Origin of the sequence: Yersinia sp. Marseille-Q3913 (assembly GCF_963892745.1) — a bacterium.
Taxonomy (GTDB): Bacteria; Pseudomonadota; Gammaproteobacteria; order Enterobacterales; family Enterobacteriaceae; genus Yersinia; species Yersinia bercovieri.
The window spans coordinates 13,814-34,389 of record NZ_CAWQAF010000002.1; the positions used below are offsets into that span (position 1 = coordinate 13,814).

Sequence of the window (20,576 nt, forward strand, 5' to 3'; positions counted from 1 at the left end):
TGTAACAAAAATCTGAAAATTAAGTTGAGTATTCAATATGATAAACCGATCGTGCTAGCATCGCCCGATGAAAACCACCCCTACACCCCATGATGCTATTTTTAAACAATTTCTTACCCATCAACAAACTGCCCGTGACTTTTTGGAGATCCACTTACCGCCTGAATACCGAAAAATATGTGACTTAAATACCCTACAACTGGAGTCCGGTAGTTTTATCGAACATAACCTGCGGGCCTATTACTCTGACGTACTCTACTCGCTGAAAACGCAGACGCAGGACGGGTATATTTACGCCCTAATCGAACATCAAAGTTCACCTGATAAGCATATGGCTTTTCGGTTAATGCGTTATGCCATCGCCGCCATGCAGCGCCATCTCGATGCGGGTAACGACAAACTGCCACTGGTGATACCTATCCTGTTCTATCATGGGCAGGTCACACCCTACCCGTATCCCATGAGCTGGCTACAAGCGTTCAACCAGCCAGTGCTGGCCGGGCAACTCTATGGCGGCAGCTTCCCGCTGGTCGATATCACGGTGATCCCAGATGATGAGATCATGAGCCACCGGGGCATTGCCATGCTAGAACTGTTGCAGAAGCACATTCGTCAACGTGACATATCCGAGCTGATGGAACCACTGGTCACACTGCTATCAAGAGGTTACAATACGGAAGATCAGCTAGTATCATTGATGAATTACATGCTACAGAATGGTGAAGCTCTCACGCCGGAAACGTTTATCTGGGAACTGGCTCACCGTCTACCACAGCACGAAGAGGTACTCATGACGATTGCACAGAAACTGGAACAAAAAGGCCGCATGAAAGGGGCGCAAGAAATGGCCCTGAAAATTGCTAGCGCTATGCTGGCTAATGGTGTTGATCGCACCCTCGTTATGAAAACGACCGGTCTGAGTGAAAAAGAGCTGACTCAACTCTGCCATTAGCTCACTGGCCGCCCATCTTAATAACAGGCTACTTTCATAGAAAAGCACCGGGTCATATTTATAGCCAGCAGATAAGAGGTGGGTTTACCTCGCCCCGCAAACAAAAAATGCCAGTCCGCTATTAAACAGACTGGCATTAATGATACGACTTAATTTAATAGCACTACTGGGTAAAACGAGGGTAATACAAGGTCACTTCCCATCGCGTATCAACGGAGACACCCACCGATACGCGAAAGTCATCAATTAAGCGCTAACAACCTGCGCCAGTAGCTCTTTAGCATCGGCCTGTGCTTTGGTGGCAACTTCAGGGCCATAAGCAATACCTTCTGCGAACACGAACTCAACATCAGTAATACCGATAAAGCCCAGGAACAGACGCAGATAAGGGACCACCAGGTCAGTTGGGGTATCTTTATGAATACCGCCACGGCTGGTTAAGATAATGGCACGTTTGCCAGTAACCAAACCTTCAGGGCCTTTTTCGGTGTAACGGAACGTCACGCCTGCACGGGCAATCAGGTCAAAATAGTTTTTCAGTTGAGTTGGGATGCTGAAGTTGTACATAGGTGCAGCCATCACGATCACGTCATTAGCTTGCAATTCTGCAATCAACTCATCAGACAGTGCCAGCGCTTCTTGTTGACGTGGAGTCAGTGCCGCATCTGAAGGGCGCAGAGCACCCACCAGTTCGCCATCTAACACCGGAATAGGTTGAGCGGCCAGATCACGTACCGTGATTTCGTCACCTGCGTGGGCAGCTTGCCATTGTTCAACAAAAAAGTCAGCCAATTGGTTGGACTGAGAATAAGTTGCCAGAATGCTTGATTTCAGAACCAGAACTTTGCTCATCGTAATTCCTTAACAGGTAACAGAGACTTAGGCGAATCGCCCTTTCAATGAGATATACTTTATTCATATTTTTCTACTATGGATAGCGCAATATTTTGCGTTCTTTGTTCGATTTTATTGAACGATGATAATCACCAAGAGATGCTGGCTGGGTTACGGCGTAAACCCTGGCTGTGTTACCATATCAGGCAAAGATTTATAGAATAAAAGCGCTGGATTGCTAACCGCATCTCGACGGAAAAAAGATTGATACAGATTAATAAAAATATCCGCGAATCAACTTCATAGCATAAAATCATTGGGCTGACGCCGTGGGTTGCAGCCGCATCGTAACAAGGAATACTGAACGTGAAATCTTCGCTCACAGCATTATCCTCCCAACTCGGTGAGTTGATGCTCCGTGACCAACAGCGTATGCGGCGTCGGCTGCAAGGCGCACGAAAAGTCAATAATCCAGAGGCCGTAGAGGCCATTACCCGCGAAATCGAAGCTGAAATCGCTACTGCCATGCAGCGGGTTACCCGTCGCCGCGCGGCTTGTCCGACTATCACCTATCCTGAAAATTTGCCGGTCAGTCAGAAGAAACAAGACATTTTTAATGCCATTCGTGACCATCAGGTGGTAATTGTCGCGGGCGAAACTGGCTCCGGTAAAACGACTCAGTTGCCAAAAATTTGCCTGGAGCTGGGTCGTGGCGTGAAAGGGGTGATTGGGCATACTCAACCTCGGCGGCTGGCAGCGCGAACCGTGGCTAACCGTATTGCTGATGAGCTGGAGACCTCACTCGGTGGTTGTGTTGGCTATAAAGTGCGCTTTAACGATCAAGTCGGTGAAAACACGCTAGTTAAGCTCATGACCGACGGCATCTTGCTGGCTGAAATTCAGCAGGATCGTCTGCTGATGCAGTATGATACTTTGATTATCGATGAGGCCCATGAACGCAGCCTGAATATCGATTTTATCCTGGGCTATTTGCGTGAGTTATTGCCAAAACGCCCTGATCTAAAAGTGATTATTACTTCGGCGACTATTGATCCGCAGCGCTTCTCTAAGCATTTCAATAATGCGCCGATTATTGAAGTGTCAGGCCGCACCTATCCGGTGGAGGTTCGCTATCGGCCCATTGTGGATGATGCGGATGATGTTGAGCGCGATCAGCTACAGGCCATTTTTGATGCGGTGGATGAGCTGAGCCATGAGAGTCCCGGCGACATTTTGATCTTTATGAGCGGCGAACGTGAGATCCGTGACACCGCTGATGCGCTGATGAAGCAAAATCTGCCCCATACCGAAGTGCTGCCACTCTATGCTCGTTTATCAAATAGCGAGCAGAATAGGGTATTCCAATCCCACCATGGGCGGCGGATTGTGCTGGCAACTAACGTGGCAGAAACCTCGCTGACTGTCCCCGGCATCAAGTATGTTATCGATCCCGGTACGGCACGTATCAGCCGCTATAGTTTCCGCACTAAGGTGCAGCGACTGCCGATTGAGCCGGTATCGCAAGCTTCGGCTAATCAGCGTAAAGGCCGCTGTGGTCGTGTGTCGGATGGTATCTGCATCCGCTTGTATTCCGAGCAGGATTTCCTCTCGCGCCCTGAATTTACCGACCCGGAAATTCTACGCACCAATTTGGCGTCTGTTATTCTGCAAATGACCTCACTGGGTCTGGGGGATATCGCGGCGTTCCCATTTGTGGAAGCGCCCGATAAACGCAATATTCAGGATGGTGTGCGGCTGCTGGAGGAGTTGGGCGCGATACAAACCGCCGAAAATGGTCATCAGCAACTCACTCCGCTAGGTCGCCAGTTGGCGCAATTGCCGGTTGATCCTCGTCTGGCGCGTATGGTTTTGGAAGCGCAGAGAAGTGGTAGCGTGCGGGAATTGATGATTATCACCTCGGCGTTATCGATTCAAGATCCCCGTGAACGTCCTATGGATAAGCAACAGGCAGCGGATGAAAAACACCGCCGTTTTGCGGATAAAGACTCTGATTTCCTTGCCTTTGTTAACCTATGGGACTATCTGAAAGAGCAGCAAAAAGAGCTGTCATCGGCGCAGTTTCGCAAATTATGCCGCAGCGACTTCCTCAACTACCTACGGGTGCGTGAATGGCAAGATATTTACACCCAACTGCGTCAGGTAGTGAAAGAGCTGGGGATCCCGGTCAATAGTGTTGCTGCGGATTATCGCAGTGTCCATACCGCGATACTGACCGGATTGCTATCACATATCGGCCAGAAAGATGTTGATAAACAAGAGTATACCGGCGCACGAAATGCGCGTTTCGCCATCTTTCCAGGCTCCGGCTTATTCAAAAAACCGCCCAAATGGAGCATGGTTGCCGAACTGGTCGAAACCAGCCGTTTATGGGGCCGCATTGCTGCCCGCATTGAACCGGAGTGGATTGAACCTTTGGCGCAACATTTGGTGAAACACCATTACAGCGATCCACATTGGGAGAAGGCGCAGGGTGCAGTGATGGCGAGCGAAAAAGTCACCTTATTCGGCTTGCCGATAGTGACTGAGCGCAAAATCAATTACGGCCCGATTGATCCCCCACTGTGCCGTGAGCTATTTATCCGCCACGGTTTGGTGGAGGGCGATTGGCAAACTCGCCATGCTTTCTTCCGCGCCAATCTAAAATTACTGGCTGAAGTGGAGGAGTTAGAGCATAAATCCCGTCGTCGCGACATTCTGGTGGATGATGAGACGCTGTTTAACTTCTATGATCAGCGCATAGGTCGTGAGGTTATTTCTGCCCGCCATTTTGATAATTGGTGGAAGAAAACCAGTCAGACCCAGCCGGAGTTGCTGAACTTTGAAAAAACCATGCTGATCAAGGATGGTGCTAACAAAGTTAATCCGCTGGATTACCCTAATTTTTGGTATCAGGGGCAGCTTAAACTGCGGCTCTCCTATCAATTTGAACCGGGTACTGACGCCGATGGAGTGACGGTTCATATTCCGTTGCCGATCCTGAATCAGGTTCAGGAGCAGGGTTTTGATTGGCAGATCCCAGGGATACGCCGTGAACTGGTGATTGCGCTGATCAAGTCATTGCCGAAGCCGGTAAGGCGCAATTTTGTCCCCGCCCCCAATTATGCCGAGGCTTTCCTCGCGCGGGTCACGCCACTGGAAACTGACCTGCTAGATGCGTTGGAGCGCGAACTACGCCGCATGACAGGCGTGACGGTGTCACGTGATAGTTGGCAATGGGAACAGGTGCCTGATCATCTGAAAATGACGTTCCGCGTACTGGATGAGAAAAACCGCACGCTGCGCGAAGGTAAAGATCTCGCGGCCCTGAAGTTACAGTTACATGCGAAAGTGCAAGAAACGCTTTCCGCTGTAGCCGATGATGGTATTGAGCAAAATGACTTACATATCTGGAGCTTTGGCGATCTGCCTGTTTGCTATCAGCAGCGCCGTGGCGGATACGAAGTCAAAGCCTACCCAGCACTGGTGGATGAAAAAGAGAGTGTCGCGATCCGCTTATTTGATACTGAAGCCCAGCAGCAACAGGCGATGTGGCAGGGAACCCGGCGATTATTGCTGCTGAATATTCCCTCACCGATTAAGTATTTGCATGAGAAATTGCCGAACAAATCCAAGCTTGGTCTCTATTTCAATACTTATGGCAAAGTGATGGATCTAATTGATGATTGCATTGCTTGTGGCGTGGATAAATTAGTCGCGCAATATGGTGGCCCGGTATGGCAGGAGGCCGATTTTGTCCGGCTACAGGAGAAGGTGCGCGCTGAACTGAATGAAACGGTAGTGGAGATAGCCAAACAAGTTGAACAGATCTTGACCACGGTATTCAGTATTAATAAGCGATTGAAAGGGCGGGTAGATATCTCGCAAGCATTGGCGCTTTCGGACATCAAAGCTCAGCTAGGTGGTCTGATTTATCGCGGTTTCGTCACCAATAATGGTTGGAAACGTCTACCGGATACTCTGCGCTACTTGCAAGCTATTGAACGCCGCATGGAAAAACTGGCGATAGACCCGCATCGTGATCGAGCGAATATGCAGCGAATAGAGCACGTGCAACAGAAGTGGCAGCAGTGGCTCCATAAGCTGCCGCCAAAGCGCCAGCAGGATGACGATGTGAAAGAGGTCCGCTGGATGATTGAGGAGTTGCGGGTCAGCCTATTTGCCCAGCAGCTAGGGACGTTGTACCCCATTTCTGAGAAACGTATTTTACAAACCATCGAACAGCTTTCTGCCTGATTGATGATGAGTACCATCCCGCGTTGGAATTATTGTTGATTCGAGCGCGGGATTTTTTATGCATTAAGCACTTAGCTCTCCGTTGACAGAACGATATTAAGTTAGTGCAGAAATAATAAAAAGTTGACAATCACCACCACCATGCTGCATAAAAACAATTCCAAACAACGTTAGTATATGCCCAAGGTATCATCATGCAACTACTTAAATGTATTAGGTTACCTTTACTCCGTTAAAGGATATTAAAACTGCTTAACACTCACTGGCAAAGGAGGTTACGCTCTTCGATTATTTAGTACCAACATTGTGTTACCCGAAAATCGTTTAATGGACAGGGCTAAAAAGGAACAGTTATAATGTTTTTTTCTAAAAAAAACTCATCGACTAATACACAAAATAACGGGATTAATTCACCTGATTACTTCGGCAGCAAAACTCTTACAGCCATTTTGGATAAAGGTTTTGCGCAAAAATTCTCAATGGCAATTAATAATCTTATTGTCGATAATACATCGATAGACACTCGAGGTTTGATGAGTGATTCTATGAAAGCTGATTTGTATAGGATGCATTATTATATAGATAACTATAGGGTTAGCACTCCTGGGGACTTTGAGAGCAGTTACCAAAACTTCATTGATCACGGTGGAGAACAATGGACACATGATTATGTGGATTCTATCTCTGCATTTTTACATCAAGGTATTTTTGTTGATATATTTGAGTCAATACCATATTGGGAGGATAGCAATGGATATCGATTCGATATAAGTATGGCTTCTCTGAATAGTACCAATTGCAGTAATGCATTTCATATTAATAAAAGCGGCATTATAGAAATAAAATCACAAAGCTATGTCAATAACATTATTTGTAAAAGAAAGGGATTTGTTGCTACAAATCGTGTCACAAGTGTTTTTTCATTACACATATCTTTAATTATTATGAAAGTCATTGGTAGCCATTGTTTGGTTATGGCTGCTGATAATTTGGCGGATAGGGCCACTCTGCAACTGGATTTCAATGTGTAGCATGACTTGATAGCTTTGATATTTACAATAATAAATAAATTATCGTGGTGAAACTTGAACTCTAAGAATTTTGGCGGTCACCGCGTAACCTCCTATGGAGTCGTTTGTAGAAAAAAATAGTACCGACTTCCACTCGATAGTGTTCTTGAATGGGGCATATAAGCATGAAAAAATATTTAATCTTTACGGGGGAGGCGTTATTCATGAGTAAGTGCAAGGACTCGCATTTGAAAACATAATCCCTTGCGGTAATCTATTGTTCTGCATGGGTAGCGCTGTTTGTCAGAATTTTAGAATCCAGCTATTTTTAATAGTGATATTTATAAACAAACAATAAATAAGAATAATATTTTTATTATATTTTTAGCAAGAGTAAGTATGATTGATTTTTTTTGGGATAAATCAACATGAAGAAAATAATTACTTTTTGCGTACTAACATTTTCTGCATCATCGTTAGCGACTGTCTCCGTAGTAAAAAACAAAAGTGCAGGAAAAGAGGTTGTTGCGGCTGCAAAGATTTATTACATCGGCGATGTCACGGAAAAAAGCGTTACTGAGTTAATTTCATCTATTGATGAGATAAATGCTAATTACCCTACTTTGAAGCATCTGTATCTCTATATTAATAGCAATGGAGGCGATATGGATAGCGGCTATATGGCTTATGAAACGGTAAGAAGTTCACGTGCACCAATAACAACAATAAATTCATCAATGGTCGCCTCTGCAGCAACAATGTTTTACTGCGCGGCCAAAGAGAGGTTGGCTATGCCATTGTCTAGCTTTTTACTTCATCCGGCCTCAGCGAGTAACGATACTAGAAAAGGCTATCTGCAGCCAAATCACATTGATCAAATAAAACAATATGTTGATAGTTCCAATAATGTATTTAAAAACATTTATAAACAATGCACCTCCTATAACGACGAGGATCTAAGCAAAATTCTTTTTAGCGAAGATAGCCATAAGTTGATTGATGCTAATGTTGCTATAGAGAAAAAAATATCAACAGCCAAGGCGATTGAAATAGAAAGAACACCTGTTTCTTATTATATTTTGAATGAGGAAAAGAGTGAGTAATTATATTGTTAATAATTAAGTTAATCTAAGTCATCAAGCCCTGTAGCGCCTCACAAAGGGCTTGGTAATGCCGCTCTGACGGGCGAAGAACCTTAGCCTGTCAGTAAAAGATAATAACCAGAGCATCAATTTTTTAGTCAATTCCCAGCACTATTAATTACCTCTCTTGGTTGCCTTATCAATTATCGTTTTTAACCGGCCCTTAATGGCCGTGACTGCCAATGCTCGGTTATCGGCAAGGTAGCGATCTTTAGCGGCGGGGGCAGAACTTTGAATGGCAATCAAAGACCAATCTTCGCCGTTTTTTAATATCAGTGGCGAGCCGCTGTCACCGGGCAATGTATCGCATTGATGTGAAAGCACACCTTGCTGCGCCCAACCGGTGATCAGACAATCTTCATGACTATAGAGCGTTTCCAGATGATCAAGGGGGTAACCGGCCTGAGTTATTTTGCGGTTAACCTGCTTTAGCGCTTGTGTCAGTTGATTGGCGGTTCCACTCCACAGCGGTAATGGCTTAATCGGAACCAGCTTCTTGCTGGTTAACCGGATGAGTGCAAAATCATAGGCGGCTGCTGCGGGAGGAACTATCCAGCCGTCACCATCAGGTTTGAGTTTTTTCCCCAACTTGGCATCAACCAGGGTTTCCAGTTTAGTTATTTGATACTTCCATTGGCCATTATCGGAAATAAATCTCAAGGCAATTGCGGGGTCAATTTTACCCGGCGGGGCCAGAACACAATGGCCAGCGGTGAGTGCCAGGTGAGGGGAAATTAATGTTGCGGTACAAAGGTTGCCACTGACTGTTTCGATTTGTCCAATGGCTTGCCATGGCCATTGAGCACTACTCGTTATTGCTGTGCGATCATCTTTGCCGAAGAACAGGGTGGTTTGCTCTGCAATCGCGCGGTCACTATCTGGCTTATCCGCTGGCGGCAGAGCTAAAGCTACAGAGGTAGAGAGAGGTAATAAGCTCAACAGTAGCAACGAAGATAAACGCATAAATTATTAGCCTGCCTTTATTCCTAAGGGGGTATCCATTAACACACCTGATACCCTGCTGATTATGCGGGTCATTACAGGTTACTGCTACCGCTAACTATAGACATAATTAGCTATGCTGTGTGTTGTCAGTAATTGATTTTTCGATAATTTTAGAGCGGCATGGGCCGCTTGACTATAAATAAAAAAACAATGCGATCAGTCCGCACATAACTAATGTCGCCAAAGTGATTTCGAATAAATAACGGCGCAGCATTATCAGCACTCCTGATAAAAAAACACCCGGTAAACCGGGTGTTGAGTGAATTAGCTGTTGCAGGTTACTCGCGAAGAGCCAGTTTCAGCTTTCCAGGTTAAATGCTGCTATTTTGCCGCCGGTACAACGGCCGGAGCAGATTTGCTGTGTGCTGCTTTTTTATGGTGTTTTTTGGCAGCCTGCGCTTTTTGTACAGGGGCTGTTTTATCCATTTTTTTCATTGAATCAGATTTTTTGGCTTTTTTGTGATGCATTGTTTTAGCTGGCGCACTATGTGCTGCCGGCGCTGTTGCCATTGGTGCAGCAGGTGGGGCTACGGTGTCTGCGGCAAAAGCGGCAGAAGAGAGACCCAGGGTTGCAGCAACAATCAGAGCTAATACTGTTTTCATGATCTATTCCTCAGTGTTCTGTTTGTATATCGGCCCCGTTGGGTCGTTGAAATAAGAGTAGAGGAAATCATTAATCGCTTCCGTGAGTCATTGGTTTCGGCTTGTAACCGATTGTACAGGAGGCGACATCACAACAAACAGTCTATTTTAGTTACAACATACACTATAGTTTTCATTAATAAATCAGCACTCCCATGCAACCAAATAGTAGTTGGATATTAAGGTAATATTTATGTTTTGCAGGGGAGGAATACCCGGCCTTTAGGTAAAGGTCGGGCGAGAGTCTTAGCCGGGTCGATTATAAATAGCGACGCTCTAAATGTTGGCGGAAAAATCGTGGGTTGAGTGGCTCGCCAGTGGCTTTGGTCATCAGCTCTGCTGTTGGGTAACGGCTACCATGTTGCCAGATATTCTGTTGTAACCAGTTGAAGAGGGCGCTGATATCGCCATTAGCAATGCTCTGATCCAATCCAGGGATGGCATCACGGGCGGTTTGGAATAACTGTGCGGCATACATTGCACCTAAGGTATACGTTGGGAAATAGCCAAAAGCACCATCGGTCCAGTGAATATCTTGCATACAGCCATTACGGTAATTACCTTCCGTATTAATCCCGAGGTATTGCTGCATCTTTTCACTCCACAGCGCAGGGATATCATCGACTTCGATTTCACCACTGATCAGCGCTTTTTCAATTTCATAGCGCAAGATGACATGGGCAGGGTAGCTCACTTCATCGGCATCAACGCGGATAAATCCAGTTTTGACGCGCTGGTTCAAGGCAATGAAGTTTTGCTCAGCTAAAGCAGATTGCTCACCAAATTGCTCTATCACCAGTGGGCGAATCAGTTGCAGGAACTCGTTACTGCGCGCTAATTGCATTTCAAACAGTAAACTTTGAGATTCGTGGGTAGCGGTTGAACGGGCATGGGAGATTGGCTGGCCCAACCATTCACGAGGCAAATTTTGCTCGTAACGGGCATGGCCTGTTTCATGGACAATACCCATCAATGCGCTGAGGAACTCTTGCTCATTATAACGGGTGGTGATACGAACATCTTGGGGTACACCACCACAAAATGGGTGGACGCTAACATCTACCCGCCCGCCATCAAAGTCAAAACCCAGCACTTTCATCACGCTCAGCCCAAGCTGACGCTGTTTTTGCAGGTCAAATGGCCCCTGCGGTATTAAGCAGGGTTCATTGGCTTGTTTGGCGGTCACTTTTAGCAATAGCGCTGGTAACCATTGTTTAAGATCACCGAATATACGGTCAAGATCGGCGCTGTTTGTCCCCGGTTCATACAAGTTTAGCAAGGCGTCATAACCGGACGTTCCGGCCGCCTGAGCACGAATTGAGGCCTCTTCGCGACTCAGTTTGACCACTTCACGCAGATTTTCTGCAAAACCACCCCAGTCATTGGCGATGCGTTGCTGCCGCCATGCATGTTCACATTTGGCTCCGGCCAATGATTTTGCCTCCACCAGTGACTCCGGTAGGAGGGCTGCATTGTGGTAATGGCGACGCATTTCGCGCAAATTCGCCCGCTCAATATCATTCAGCGCTTCATGGTCCGCTTGCTTCAACCATTCACCGACCTGTTTGGTCGTTAGGATCTGGTGTTGCAGCACATTTAACTCAGCCATGGCTTCGGCGCGAGCAAGACTCCCTTTGGCGGGCATCATGGTCTGCATATCCCATCCGGCAATCGCGGAGAGATGTTCAAAGCGAGAAAGGCGAGTGAATGTAGCACGCAGGTGCTGATAAGCAGTGGTCATAGAAAACTCCATCAATCGGATAGGCGACTTGTTTTATTAGGTTAGATTGTTTTATTAATTTTGCTCAGCAGGCAGCGGCGAACTGTTTTTGACCGGCCAGCAAAAGCGGAAGCTGGCTCCCCCCAATGAACTGGCATCAACGGAGATACTCCCTTGATACGCCAGCGCGATGGAGTGAACAATAGCCAACCCTAAACCACAACCTCCGGTCGCCCGATCCCGGCTTGGGTCGAGACGAACAAAAGGCTCAAAGACCCGAGCGCGCTCTTCGAGTGGGATGCCCGGCCCGTCATCTTCCACTTGCAAGCAGGCGTTGTCACCATCAAACCACAGCCCAACGCGCAGCCGTTTAGTTGAGTAACGTAGCGCATTATTGACCAGATTATCCAATACGCGCTCCATCAAACGCAGGTCAACATCCCCAAAGTCGCCGCGATGAGGGATATCAAGTTCTATCTCGCGTTCACTATGGATCATGCGCATATCCATCACTTTTGTTGTTAACCACTTGGGGAGATCTATCGGTTCCAGATTAAGAGAGACTTGCGGACGATCCAGCCGAGCATAGGTCAACAGCTCATCAATCAGAGCTTCCAACTGACCAATATCATGATTTAATGCCTGTTGTTCACTGGCAGTCAGGTTATCACTCATCGCTAAACGATAACGTAAACGTACCAGTGGGGTGCGCAGTTCATGAGCAATGCCATCAATAAGCATTTTTTTGCTGACAATCAATTTGCTGATGTTGTCTGCCATTTGGTTAAAGGCTAGCCCCAGGCGGCTTAAACTGGATGTCGGGTCAAAGTGGGTTCGTTCGTCAAGGTAACCGGCCCCTAACCGCTGGGCGGCGTTCTCCAATTTAAGCAGATCTTTCCAGTGGGGTCGCATCCAAAGAAATACCGGCAGCGCTAATGACATACCAATCAGGATAAGCAGGGCTAAATCCAACAGCCGCATTTGATGCAGATAAAACAGATAGGGCACCGGGCCAACGGCGAGGACATAATGGCTACGGGGAATGCGTTGCAGGAAGGTATATTCATCATCCAGAGCAATAATCTCACCCGCACGTAGGCGCTTATTCAATCGCTCACCCAGATCCCGCTTATCGAGAGGCTCTATATGCAATTGAAAAGAAAGATTTAAATCCAGTGTGGCGATGGTTTTATTCCAATCCTTTAGCGGGATCTCCCGCAGCTCACTGCGCATCAATGACAGTGAACTTTTCATCAAATCATCCAATGATTGGCGACCCGCACGTTCAGCCGTGACTTTGTAGACCAGCCCGACCAGCATCGCCATCACCATAAAGCAGACAAATAGCAGTAAGAAAAACTGGATAAATAGCTTTCTCATTGCTGCACTGACTCCCAGGCATTGGGGGCGAACAGATAGCCTTTATTGCGCACGGTTTTTATCCGGAAAGGCTCCAGGGCGTTGTCATAGAGTTTGCGACGCAAACGTGAGATAGCCACATCAATACTGCGATCCATGCCGTCATAACTGACGCCACGTAAATTTTTCAGCAGCGCTTCGCGATCCATGATGATTCCGGCATGGGTGGCCAGTTCCCACAACAGATCAAAATCAGAGGTCGATAGGGTGATCTCTTCGTCACTAAGATTGACTTGCCGATTCACCGGATCAATGCAAAGTAAGCCAAAGTGAATGGCATTATGACCGGTCAACGGTGGGCTAATCGTCTCCTTCGACTGCTGCTGATTGTGTTGACGCAGGTGTAGACGTAATCGCGCTAGCAGGACGGCGGGCGGTGTGGTTTTCAGAATATAGTCATTCGCGCCCATTTCGAGGGAGAGAATATGGTTCATATCACTGTCGAGTGAGGTCAGTAATACTATCGGGCCGTCATAATTGGGCCGCAGGTCACGGCAAAGTGTCATGCCATCTTTGCCGGGCAACATGATATCGAGTAGCACCAAATCAGGTTGCTGCTGCTCGATAACGGCTTGTGCGGTATCGCCGCGAGGCTCCACAAACACATCAATATCATGCTTGCCAAGATAGGCCGCAACCAGTTTTCCGACCTCCGGGTCGTCTTCGACAAAAACTATTTTAGTCATGTTTTTCAGTTTATAAAAGTGGCCGGCATTCAGCATAGCGCGTGGTTAGCTGCAATACTATGCACGTAATTTATTCAATTTGTTATTAATGCGAATGACGGATTGCTAGACAACAGGCGAATCATTTCATTATATTAATAAAGTGATTATATCGTCATCTCTATTTAGTTGCGCCAATCGTTTATATCTCAATACCTATGATTAATGAATAGCTGTATCGTTCAGCTAAGGACTGAAGGATGAGTGGCGAAAACACCGGCGCGTCAGCGCACAGTGAAAAAATTTGCTTCGATTACACGGATTTTCTGGCAGCGTCATGCAAAAAGCGCTGGGGCTTTATTGATGCAATTTATGGCGTGATGCCGATTTTTGGGATGGTGGTCAAGTCGAAGGTTGAATTAGAAAAGACGCCACAGGAGCGACTGACAGCTTTGGCGCTACAGGTGCTGTCCACCCAGCTCAGTGATGAAACCAATATTATCCGCTTGATTCGATTAGCAGAACAGCAAGGGATAACGCTGTTGGATATCCAACTGCCTTATCCTTTGGAAACGGCACAACTTGGCATAATAAAGCAAAAATTTCCGCCTACAATGCGGTTAAGTCAGCAGGGCGAATGTTTATCTGTGAATTTATCTGGCGCAGAAGATAGTTAGTCTTTGATATTCGATACCTAAATGGACAGATGAGGCTGTCAGGTCACCTTCAGTCTGCCCATTTGAGCTATCTACTTTTGAACTACCTGCTTTTGAACTATCTACTTTATACATCCTGTTTCATTCATTCAGCGTTCACTCAGTGCATGATGAACCAGGTCGCGGGAAGGGTCGCAACCAATACCAGAGCAATCGCCGTCCGTTCCACTTTGTTGAGCAACCTAAGCCCATCATGACCTTTGCGGGCATAAATAAACACCAGCAATCCCGGGGCATAGAGTAGCGCGGATAGCAGCAGATAGAGCAATCCGGCGGCATAAATCAGCCACAAGCCATACAGACATGCACCACTGGCCACCAGAATCAGACGCCAGTCCTGACGTTGCAACGCCACTTTGAATAAGAAAGCGCCGACGAGAAAATAGGGCACCAGAATCATTTCTGATGCAATCGTCAGCAAGGTGTTGTAGTTGCTGCCGGTCAGCCAGATCAGAACCAGTGCCGCTTGTACCGCACAGTTGGTGAGCCACAGTGATTTTGCCGGTGAATTATGCTTATTCTGCTGACTGAATATTTTCGGGAATGCGCCATGTTTTGCAGCCACCATCGGCACTTCAGCCGCCATAATGGTCCAGCTAAGATAAGCGCCACACACTGAAATAATCAGCCCGGTAGCAATAATCACCTCTCCCCAGGGGCCGATCATTTCGACCATAATGCCCGCCATTGAGGGGTTACGCATACCCGCTAACTCTGCACGCGGCACCACACCGAGGGACAATAGGGTAATCAGCAGGTAAACACAGAGCGCAGAGATAACCGCCAGCATGGTTGCCCGGCCAACGTCTCTCTTGTTGCGCGCTCTGGCAGAGACCACCACCGCACCTTCCACGCCAATAAAGACCCACAGGGTGATCAGCATGGTGTCTTTCACCTGCTGCCAGACTGGGGTATGCAGGGCGATGCCGGTGAAATCAAAACTGAAGGTATCGAGACTGAAGGCCAGGCCGGCCAAAACAATAAAGCCGCCGATGGGCAGCAGTTTTGCCAGTGTGGCCGCCATATTGATACTGGCGGCAGTTTGCACGCCACGTAACACCAGCGCGTGAACCAACCACAACAGCAAGGAAGCCCCTAGTAGCGCCTGCCAGGTATTACCTTCGCCAAAAACAGTGGTGCCCGACTTATCCGTAAAAAAGCTCAATGCAGCAAAAACGATGACTAAATAAGATACATTTGCAATCACCGCGCACAGCCAGTACCCCCATGCGGAAAAGAAGCCGATAAGGTCGCCAAAACCCTCTTTGGCATAGGTGAAAATGCCACCATCCAGATCTGGCCGCAGGCGCGTTAGCAGTAACATGGCAAACGCCAGAAAAATAATCCCGACGCCAGTAATACTCCAGCCAATAAGTAATGCCGCCGGACTGGCCACTTCAGCCATATTTTGCGGCAGGCTGAAGACACCGGCACCCAGCATTGAGCTGAGGACTAGCGCCGTGAGCGCAGTCAGGCCAAGTTTTTTTTCCAATTAGGGTTCCTGATTTTAACAGTATTAATGAATGGTTACTGGCTTGTAAATAGCATTATATGAGGCGGATTAATCAATATTTAACAGATAATAGGCCAGAATTTTCGGAGGATTTTACGGAGTGATAAGCCATCATGCAATGATTAGATATGCGATTTAGGCAAAAAAGTATTCAGTCAGCATTGAACAGAGAAAAGAGCACGGCATAGGGATAGAAAAGGGCAGCGCGCGGCTGCCCTTTTTGTGTTTATCGTGACGGGCAAAAACTATTTGAACAAGTCAGCGCTAACACTCAGGTTACCACCACTTTGGTTCTGCCATTGGCGGGTCACATGGTAATACTTCGCACCCTTGGCTGCAGCACGTTTCGCCACTTCATGAGAGACATCGGTCATGCTGTTAAAGTGGCCGCTAAAGCTAATAGAATCAAAAGGTGCCATTTGCGCCGCAGTAGTGTTGCTCAACTCCTGGATTTGCGTGCCATCAGCCAAGGTGACAGTGTAACGCTTCCCGGTTGATGATTGCGTCTCAAAGAAACGGCCAACATCAGCACTTGGTGTACCTGAAGAGGCAACACCTGGAATTTCAACATTTGCGGCTGCTGCGCCACCGGCTGCCAGTGCAGCACGGCCCGCATCTGAATCTGCCGGGATAACATCTGGGCTTTGTACCGCACGTTTTGCCGCGTCTTGCTTATAGATATAAGCGGTGACAAATTGGTTGCCGCCCTGGTTTGCATCAACCTGACGCACGATAAAGAAAGAGTAAGCTCCTTTCTCTTTCGCTGCTTTTGAAATGGCATCGTTAATATCAGGTTGGCTACGGAAGAAGCCGCTCACTGACACGGTATCATAAGGCTGCAAGGCAAAAGCTTCTGCTTTTGGTAGCTCTTTCACCCCGTTAAAATCACGATACTGGGCTTCTTTGCTCACTTCCGGTGCATCTTTATGATAAACATCGGCCGTTACACGCCAGTTGCCACCATTATTGTTGCTATTGATATCTTGAATATAGAAAGAGTCCGCGCCCAATTTGTCAGCACGGCGGGATACCGCATCAGCTGCTTCATTGATTGCATTAAATCGGCCAGTAATTGTAATGCGATCAAATGGCTTAATGGCTGCTGCTTGCTCTGGTGCGAGTTCTTTTGCCGCATGTGCAGCAGAAAGCGCAGTGAGTGATAGCAATGCCGACGCGATGATCGTGTATTTCAGCTTCATAAAAAATCCTTTCGCCTTGCGCATTAACGTTGATACGTGCGGAACAATTGATGTGTAACAGAATAGCGGATGATTATTACATGTAATAATGGCGGGTGTCTCAGCAATTTATATGACTGAGTGTATGAATACTGAAGTTTCGCCATCGGTACTTTACATTAAGAATCTGGATAAGCTTTACGAATAGTGGCTTTAACGTCATAAGTGTGGGTTATTTACATTTTTCTAACCTGATGCCGCGTCACCACTGGACTGCCTTATTATCGTGAGACTGGTTACTCTTGCGCAAAGTTGCAGGAGATGCCGCTAGTAAATATAATTTTTATAGTGAATTATACAGAGTTCTTTCCGCCTGCCAGTTTTAGTGCGAAAACTGCATCAGAAGCTCAGACAGATATGGATCATCGGTCACATTTTCAGTAGGTTATAGGGAGCTATAACAGAGCAGGTTTGTCAGTATATAGGCAGGATGACATTATTTATCATCAAAGACAGGTAAAAGGGAACATTATGCGTATTGGTGTACCAAGAGAGCGGTTGGCCAATGAAGCCCGTGTCGCAGCAACGCCGAAAACGGTGGAACAATTGCTGAAATTAGGCTTCACCGTGGCGATTGAAAGCGGAGCTGGGCATTTAGCCAGTTTTGACGATGCAGCGTACCAGGAAGCGGGTGCCACCATTACGGATACCACCGATGTGTGGCAATCCGACCTTATCCTCAAAGTGAATGCGCCCCTTGAGGACGAAATTGCGCTAATGCGCGCCGGGAGCACCTTGGTCAGCTTTATCTGGCCGGCGCAGAACCCAGAATTATTGCAAAAACTGGCAGCGCGCCAGGTGACAGTATTGGCGATGGATTCCGTGCCGCGTATTTCTCGCGCCCAATCGATGGATGCCCTGAGTTCCATGGCGAACATTGCGGGTTACCGCGCCATTGTTGAAGCCGCCCACGAATTTGGCCGCTTCTTCACCGGGCAAATCACGGCCGCTGGTAAAGTGCCTCCGGCAAAAGTGGTCATTATTGGCGCCGGTGTTGCGGGGTTGGCCGCCATCGGTGCGGCAGGGAGTTTGGGGGCGATCGTCCGTGCTTTTGACACCCGTCCGGAAGTTAAAGAGCAAGTCCAGAGTATGGGCGCTGAATTCCTCGAACTGGATTTCGAAGAGGAAGCGGGCAGTGGTGATGGCTACGCGAAAGTGATGTCCGAAGCCTTTATCAAAGCTGAAATGGAACTGTTTGCTGCACAAGCCGCTGAAGTGGACATCATTGTTACCACCGCTTTGATCCCAGGCAAACCCGCGCCGCGCTTGATCACCAAAGAGATGGTGGCATCAATGAAATCGGGCAGCGTGATTGTCGATTTGGCCGCGCAGACCGGGGGCAACTGTGAACTGACCGTCGCCGATAAAGTGACCGTCACCGGAAATGGCGTAAAAATCATTGGTTATACTGATTTACCTAGCCGTTTGCCGACTCAGTCATCTCAGCTATACGGCACCAACCTGGTTAACTTGCTGAAATTGCTCTGTAAAGAGAAAAATGGCGAGATTGACATTGACTTCGAAGATACCGTTATTCGCGGTGTAACCGTGGTTAAAACCGGTGAAGTGACCTGGCCTGCGCCGCCTATTCAGGTGTCAGCACAGCCTCAGGCAGCGAAAGCCGCACCGATTGTGAAAGAAGAGGCTAAGCCGACATCACCCTGGCCGAAATATATCATGATGGCGCTGGCGATTGTGCTGTTTGGTTGGTTGGCGAATGTGGCCCCGAAAGAGTTCTTATCTCACTTTACGGTCTTTGCGCTGGCGTGTGTGGTGGGCTATTACGTGGTGTGGAATGTCAGCCATGCGCTGCATACCCCACTGATGTCAGTCACTAACGCCATTTCGGGCATTATCGTCGTCGGCGCGTTGTTGCAGATTGGTCATGGCGGCTGGGTGAGTTTCTTATCCTTTATTGCCGTGCTGATCGCGAGCATCAACATTTTTGGTGGCTTCACTGTCACCCAGCGCATGCTGAAAATGTTCCGTAAAAACTAGTTTTCCAATAAAAAACTCAGTTGGTATAACACCATGACTTATAAGAATGAAGGGGTAACTGATGTCTAGTGGTCTCGTTACAGCTGCGTACATAGTTGCTGCGATTTTATTTATTTTCAGTTTGGCTGGGCTGTCGCGCCACGAAACATCCAAACAAGGTAACACCTTCGGTGTGACAGGGATGGCCATCGCGCTTATCGCGACCATTTTGGGGCCGGACTCCGGTAACGTGGCCTGGATTATCATTGCCATGGTGATTGGTGGTGCCATTGGTATTTATCTGGCGAAGAAAGTCGAAATGACCGAAATGCCAGAACTGGTGGCGATCCTGCACAGCTTCGTTGGTCTGGCGGCGGTTCTGGTTGGTTTCAACAGCTATCTGGATCACGGCACGGCAGTGATGGATGCGGTGATGGTGAACATCCATCTGACCGAAGTGTTCCTGGGTATCTTTATCGGCGCGGTGACATTTACCGGCTCTATTGTTGCCTTTGGTAAATTACGCGGGATTATCTCATCCAAGCCGCTGATGCTGCCACAACGCCATAAATTGAATCTGGTGGCGCTGGTTGTCTCATTCTTGCTGATGATCCTGTTCGTCAAAACCGATAGCCTTGCCCTGCAAGTGCTCGCGTTGTTATTGATGACCGTGATTGCGCTGGGCTTTGGCTGGCACTTGGTGGCCTCTATTGGGGGTGCAGACATGCCAGTTGTGGTGTCAATGCTGAACTCCTACTCCGGTTGGGCCGCGGCGGCGGCAGGTTTCATGCTGAGCAACGATCTGTTGATTGTGACCGGTGCTCTGGTGGGTTCTTCTGGTGCAATTCTGTCGTACATCATGTGTAAAGCGATGAACCGTTCGTTTATCAGCGTGATTGCCGGCGGCTTTGGTACTGATGGCTCTTCTACCGGTAATGCTGAAGAGATGGGCGAATACCGTGAAACCAATGCGGAAGAAGTGGCTGAACTGCTGAAAAATGCTAGCTCGGTTATCATCACTCCGGGTTATGGCATGGCGGTAGCGCAGGCACAATACCCGGTGGCTGAAATCACAGCAAAACTGCAAGCTCGGGGGATCAAAGTGCGCTTTGGTATTCACCCAGTTGCGGGTCGTTTGCCGGGTCATATGAACGTGTTATTGGCCGAAGCGAAAGTTCCTTACGACGTGGTGTTGGAGATGGACGAAATCAATGATGATTTCTCAAGCACCGATGTGGTGTTAGTGATTGGTGCCAACGACACCGTTAACCCGGCAGCTCTGGAGGATCCACGCAGCCCAATTGCAGGTATGCCAGTGTTAGAAGTGTGGAAAGCGCAGAGTGTGATTGCCTTTAAACGTTCAATGAACACCGGCTATGCTGGCGTGCAAAACCCATTGTTCTTTAAAGAGAATACTCAAATGTTATTCGGCGATGCCAAAGAGAGCGTAGAAGCCATTTTACGCGCGCTGCAATGATTACGTAGTACA

Annotated in this window: 15 protein-coding genes; 7 read left to right on the top strand and 8 right to left on the bottom strand. The window is 47.7% G+C overall.

Annotation, left to right across the window (positions count from 1 at the left end; genetic code table 11):
• Positions 1-67: 67 nt before the first annotated feature.
• On the top strand, positions 68-952 hold the full coding sequence (locus AACW11_RS00760; protein WP_212585545.1) for an Rpn family recombination-promoting nuclease/putative transposase: 885 nt from the start codon (positions 68-70) through the stop codon (positions 950-952).
• Between the two features lie 246 nt (positions 953-1,198).
• Here the strand turns inward: AACW11_RS00760 and azoR are convergent, their stop codons facing one another.
• Complete coding sequence (gene azoR / locus AACW11_RS00765) at positions 1,199-1,804, bottom strand: FMN-dependent NADH-azoreductase (protein WP_212585546.1); 606 nt, start codon at positions 1,802-1,804, stop codon at positions 1,199-1,201.
• 348 nt (positions 1,805-2,152) lie between these two features.
• Here azoR and hrpA point away from each other — a divergent pair, with 348 nt between their 5' ends.
• The 3 genes from hrpA (at position 2,153) to AACW11_RS00780 (ending at position 8,153) form a co-directional block, all read left to right on the top strand.
• Complete coding sequence (gene hrpA, locus AACW11_RS00770; RefSeq protein ID WP_212585547.1) at positions 2,153-6,040, top strand: ATP-dependent RNA helicase HrpA; 3,888 nt, start codon at positions 2,153-2,155, stop codon at positions 6,038-6,040.
• Between the two features lie 356 nt (positions 6,041-6,396).
• Positions 6,397-7,071, top strand: a complete 675-nt coding sequence (locus AACW11_RS00775; RefSeq protein ID WP_212585548.1) for a hypothetical protein — start codon at positions 6,397-6,399, stop codon at positions 7,069-7,071.
• 407 nt (positions 7,072-7,478) lie between these two features.
• The gene (locus AACW11_RS00780) at positions 7,479-8,153 is read left to right on the top strand and encodes a ClpP family protease (protein WP_212585549.1); all 675 of its coding nucleotides are present in this window, start codon (positions 7,479-7,481) and stop codon (positions 8,151-8,153) included.
• 153 nt (positions 8,154-8,306) lie between these two features.
• On the opposite strand, the gene AACW11_RS00785 is transcribed toward AACW11_RS00780, so the two are convergent.
• The 5 genes from AACW11_RS00785 to rstA form a co-directional block, all read right to left on the bottom strand.
• Positions 8,307-9,155: a trypsin-like serine peptidase gene (locus AACW11_RS00785; protein WP_212585550.1), complete on the bottom strand. Its 849-nt coding sequence runs from the start codon at positions 9,153-9,155 to the stop codon at positions 8,307-8,309.
• Between the two features lie 363 nt (positions 9,156-9,518).
• Positions 9,519-9,800: an acid resistance repetitive basic protein Asr gene (gene asr, locus AACW11_RS00790; RefSeq protein WP_212585551.1), complete on the bottom strand. Its 282-nt coding sequence runs from the start codon at positions 9,798-9,800 to the stop codon at positions 9,519-9,521.
• 298 nt (positions 9,801-10,098) lie between these two features.
• Positions 10,099-11,580 (bottom strand): carboxypeptidase M32, encoded by a 1,482-nt coding sequence (locus tag AACW11_RS00795; RefSeq protein ID WP_212585552.1) that lies wholly within the window; start codon positions 11,578-11,580, stop codon positions 10,099-10,101.
• Positions 11,581-11,634: 54 nt separating this feature from the next.
• Positions 11,635-12,939, bottom strand: coding sequence for a two-component system sensor histidine kinase RstB (gene rstB / locus AACW11_RS00800; RefSeq protein ID WP_212585553.1), 1,305 nt, complete (start codon positions 12,937-12,939; stop codon positions 11,635-11,637).
• The gene (gene rstA / locus AACW11_RS00805; RefSeq protein WP_212585554.1) at positions 12,936-13,664 is read right to left on the bottom strand and encodes a two-component system response regulator RstA; all 729 of its coding nucleotides are present in this window, start codon (positions 13,662-13,664) and stop codon (positions 12,936-12,938) included. The genes rstB and rstA overlap by 4 nt, the downstream gene beginning before the upstream one ends.
• 239 nt (positions 13,665-13,903) lie before the next feature.
• Between rstA and AACW11_RS00810 the strand changes: the two genes are divergently transcribed.
• Entirely contained in the window at positions 13,904-14,320 is a 417-nt protein-coding gene (locus tag AACW11_RS00810; RefSeq protein ID WP_212585555.1) for a hypothetical protein, read from the top strand.
• 139 nt (positions 14,321-14,459) lie between these two features.
• Here AACW11_RS00810 and AACW11_RS00815 read toward each other — a convergent pair whose 3' ends face one another.
• Together AACW11_RS00815 and ydgH are read right to left on the bottom strand one after the other, a co-directional pair.
• Positions 14,460-15,851 carry an amino acid permease gene (locus AACW11_RS00815; protein WP_212585556.1) on the bottom strand — a complete coding sequence of 464 codons (1,392 nt, stop codon included), beginning with the start codon at positions 15,849-15,851 and terminating at the stop codon, positions 14,460-14,462.
• Positions 15,852-16,117: 266 nt separating this feature from the next.
• The gene (gene ydgH, locus AACW11_RS00820; RefSeq protein WP_032896257.1) at positions 16,118-17,071 is read right to left on the bottom strand and encodes a DUF1471 family protein YdgH; all 954 of its coding nucleotides are present in this window, start codon (positions 17,069-17,071) and stop codon (positions 16,118-16,120) included.
• Between the two features lie 510 nt (positions 17,072-17,581).
• Here ydgH and pntA point away from each other — a divergent pair.
• Both pntA and pntB read left to right on the top strand, forming a co-directional pair.
• Entirely contained in the window at positions 17,582-19,108 is a 1,527-nt protein-coding gene (pntA, locus tag AACW11_RS00825) for a Re/Si-specific NAD(P)(+) transhydrogenase subunit alpha (protein ID WP_212585557.1), read from the top strand.
• A 61-nt stretch (positions 19,109-19,169) separates the two neighbouring features.
• Entirely contained in the window at positions 19,170-20,564 is a 1,395-nt protein-coding gene (pntB, locus tag AACW11_RS00830) for a Re/Si-specific NAD(P)(+) transhydrogenase subunit beta (RefSeq protein ID WP_212585558.1), read from the top strand.
• The last annotated feature ends 12 nt before the right edge of the window (positions 20,565-20,576 follow it).

Excerpts from the sequence above, each read along its gene's own strand:
- AACW11_RS00780 (WP_212585549.1), top strand. The coding sequence starts at position 7,479 with ATGAAGAAAATAATTACTTTTTGCGTACTAACATTTTCTGCATCATCG.
- pntB (WP_212585558.1), top strand. The coding sequence starts at position 19,170 with ATGTCTAGTGGTCTCGTTACAGCTGCGTACATAGTTGCTGCGATTTTA.
- azoR (WP_212585546.1), bottom strand. The coding sequence starts at position 1,804 with ATGAGCAAAGTTCTGGTTCTGAAATCAAGCATTCTGGCAACTTATTCT.
- pntA (WP_212585557.1), top strand. The coding sequence starts at position 17,582 with ATGCGTATTGGTGTACCAAGAGAGCGGTTGGCCAATGAAGCCCGTGTC.
- rstB (WP_212585553.1), bottom strand. The coding sequence starts at position 12,939 with ATGAGAAAGCTATTTATCCAGTTTTTCTTACTGCTATTTGTCTGCTTT.
- AACW11_RS00795 (WP_212585552.1), bottom strand. The coding sequence starts at position 11,580 with ATGACCACTGCTTATCAGCACCTGCGTGCTACATTCACTCGCCTTTCT.
- AACW11_RS00775 (WP_212585548.1), top strand. The coding sequence starts at position 6,397 with ATGTTTTTTTCTAAAAAAAACTCATCGACTAATACACAAAATAACGGG.
- asr (WP_212585551.1), bottom strand. The coding sequence starts at position 9,800 with ATGAAAACAGTATTAGCTCTGATTGTTGCTGCAACCCTGGGTCTCTCT.
- AACW11_RS00810 (WP_212585555.1), top strand. The coding sequence starts at position 13,904 with ATGAGTGGCGAAAACACCGGCGCGTCAGCGCACAGTGAAAAAATTTGC.
- AACW11_RS00760 (WP_212585545.1), top strand. The coding sequence starts at position 68 with ATGAAAACCACCCCTACACCCCATGATGCTATTTTTAAACAATTTCTT.
- rstA (WP_212585554.1), bottom strand. The coding sequence starts at position 13,664 with ATGACTAAAATAGTTTTTGTCGAAGACGACCCGGAGGTCGGAAAACTG.
- ydgH (WP_032896257.1), bottom strand. The coding sequence starts at position 17,071 with ATGAAGCTGAAATACACGATCATCGCGTCGGCATTGCTATCACTCACT.
- AACW11_RS00785 (WP_212585550.1), bottom strand. The coding sequence starts at position 9,155 with ATGCGTTTATCTTCGTTGCTACTGTTGAGCTTATTACCTCTCTCTACC.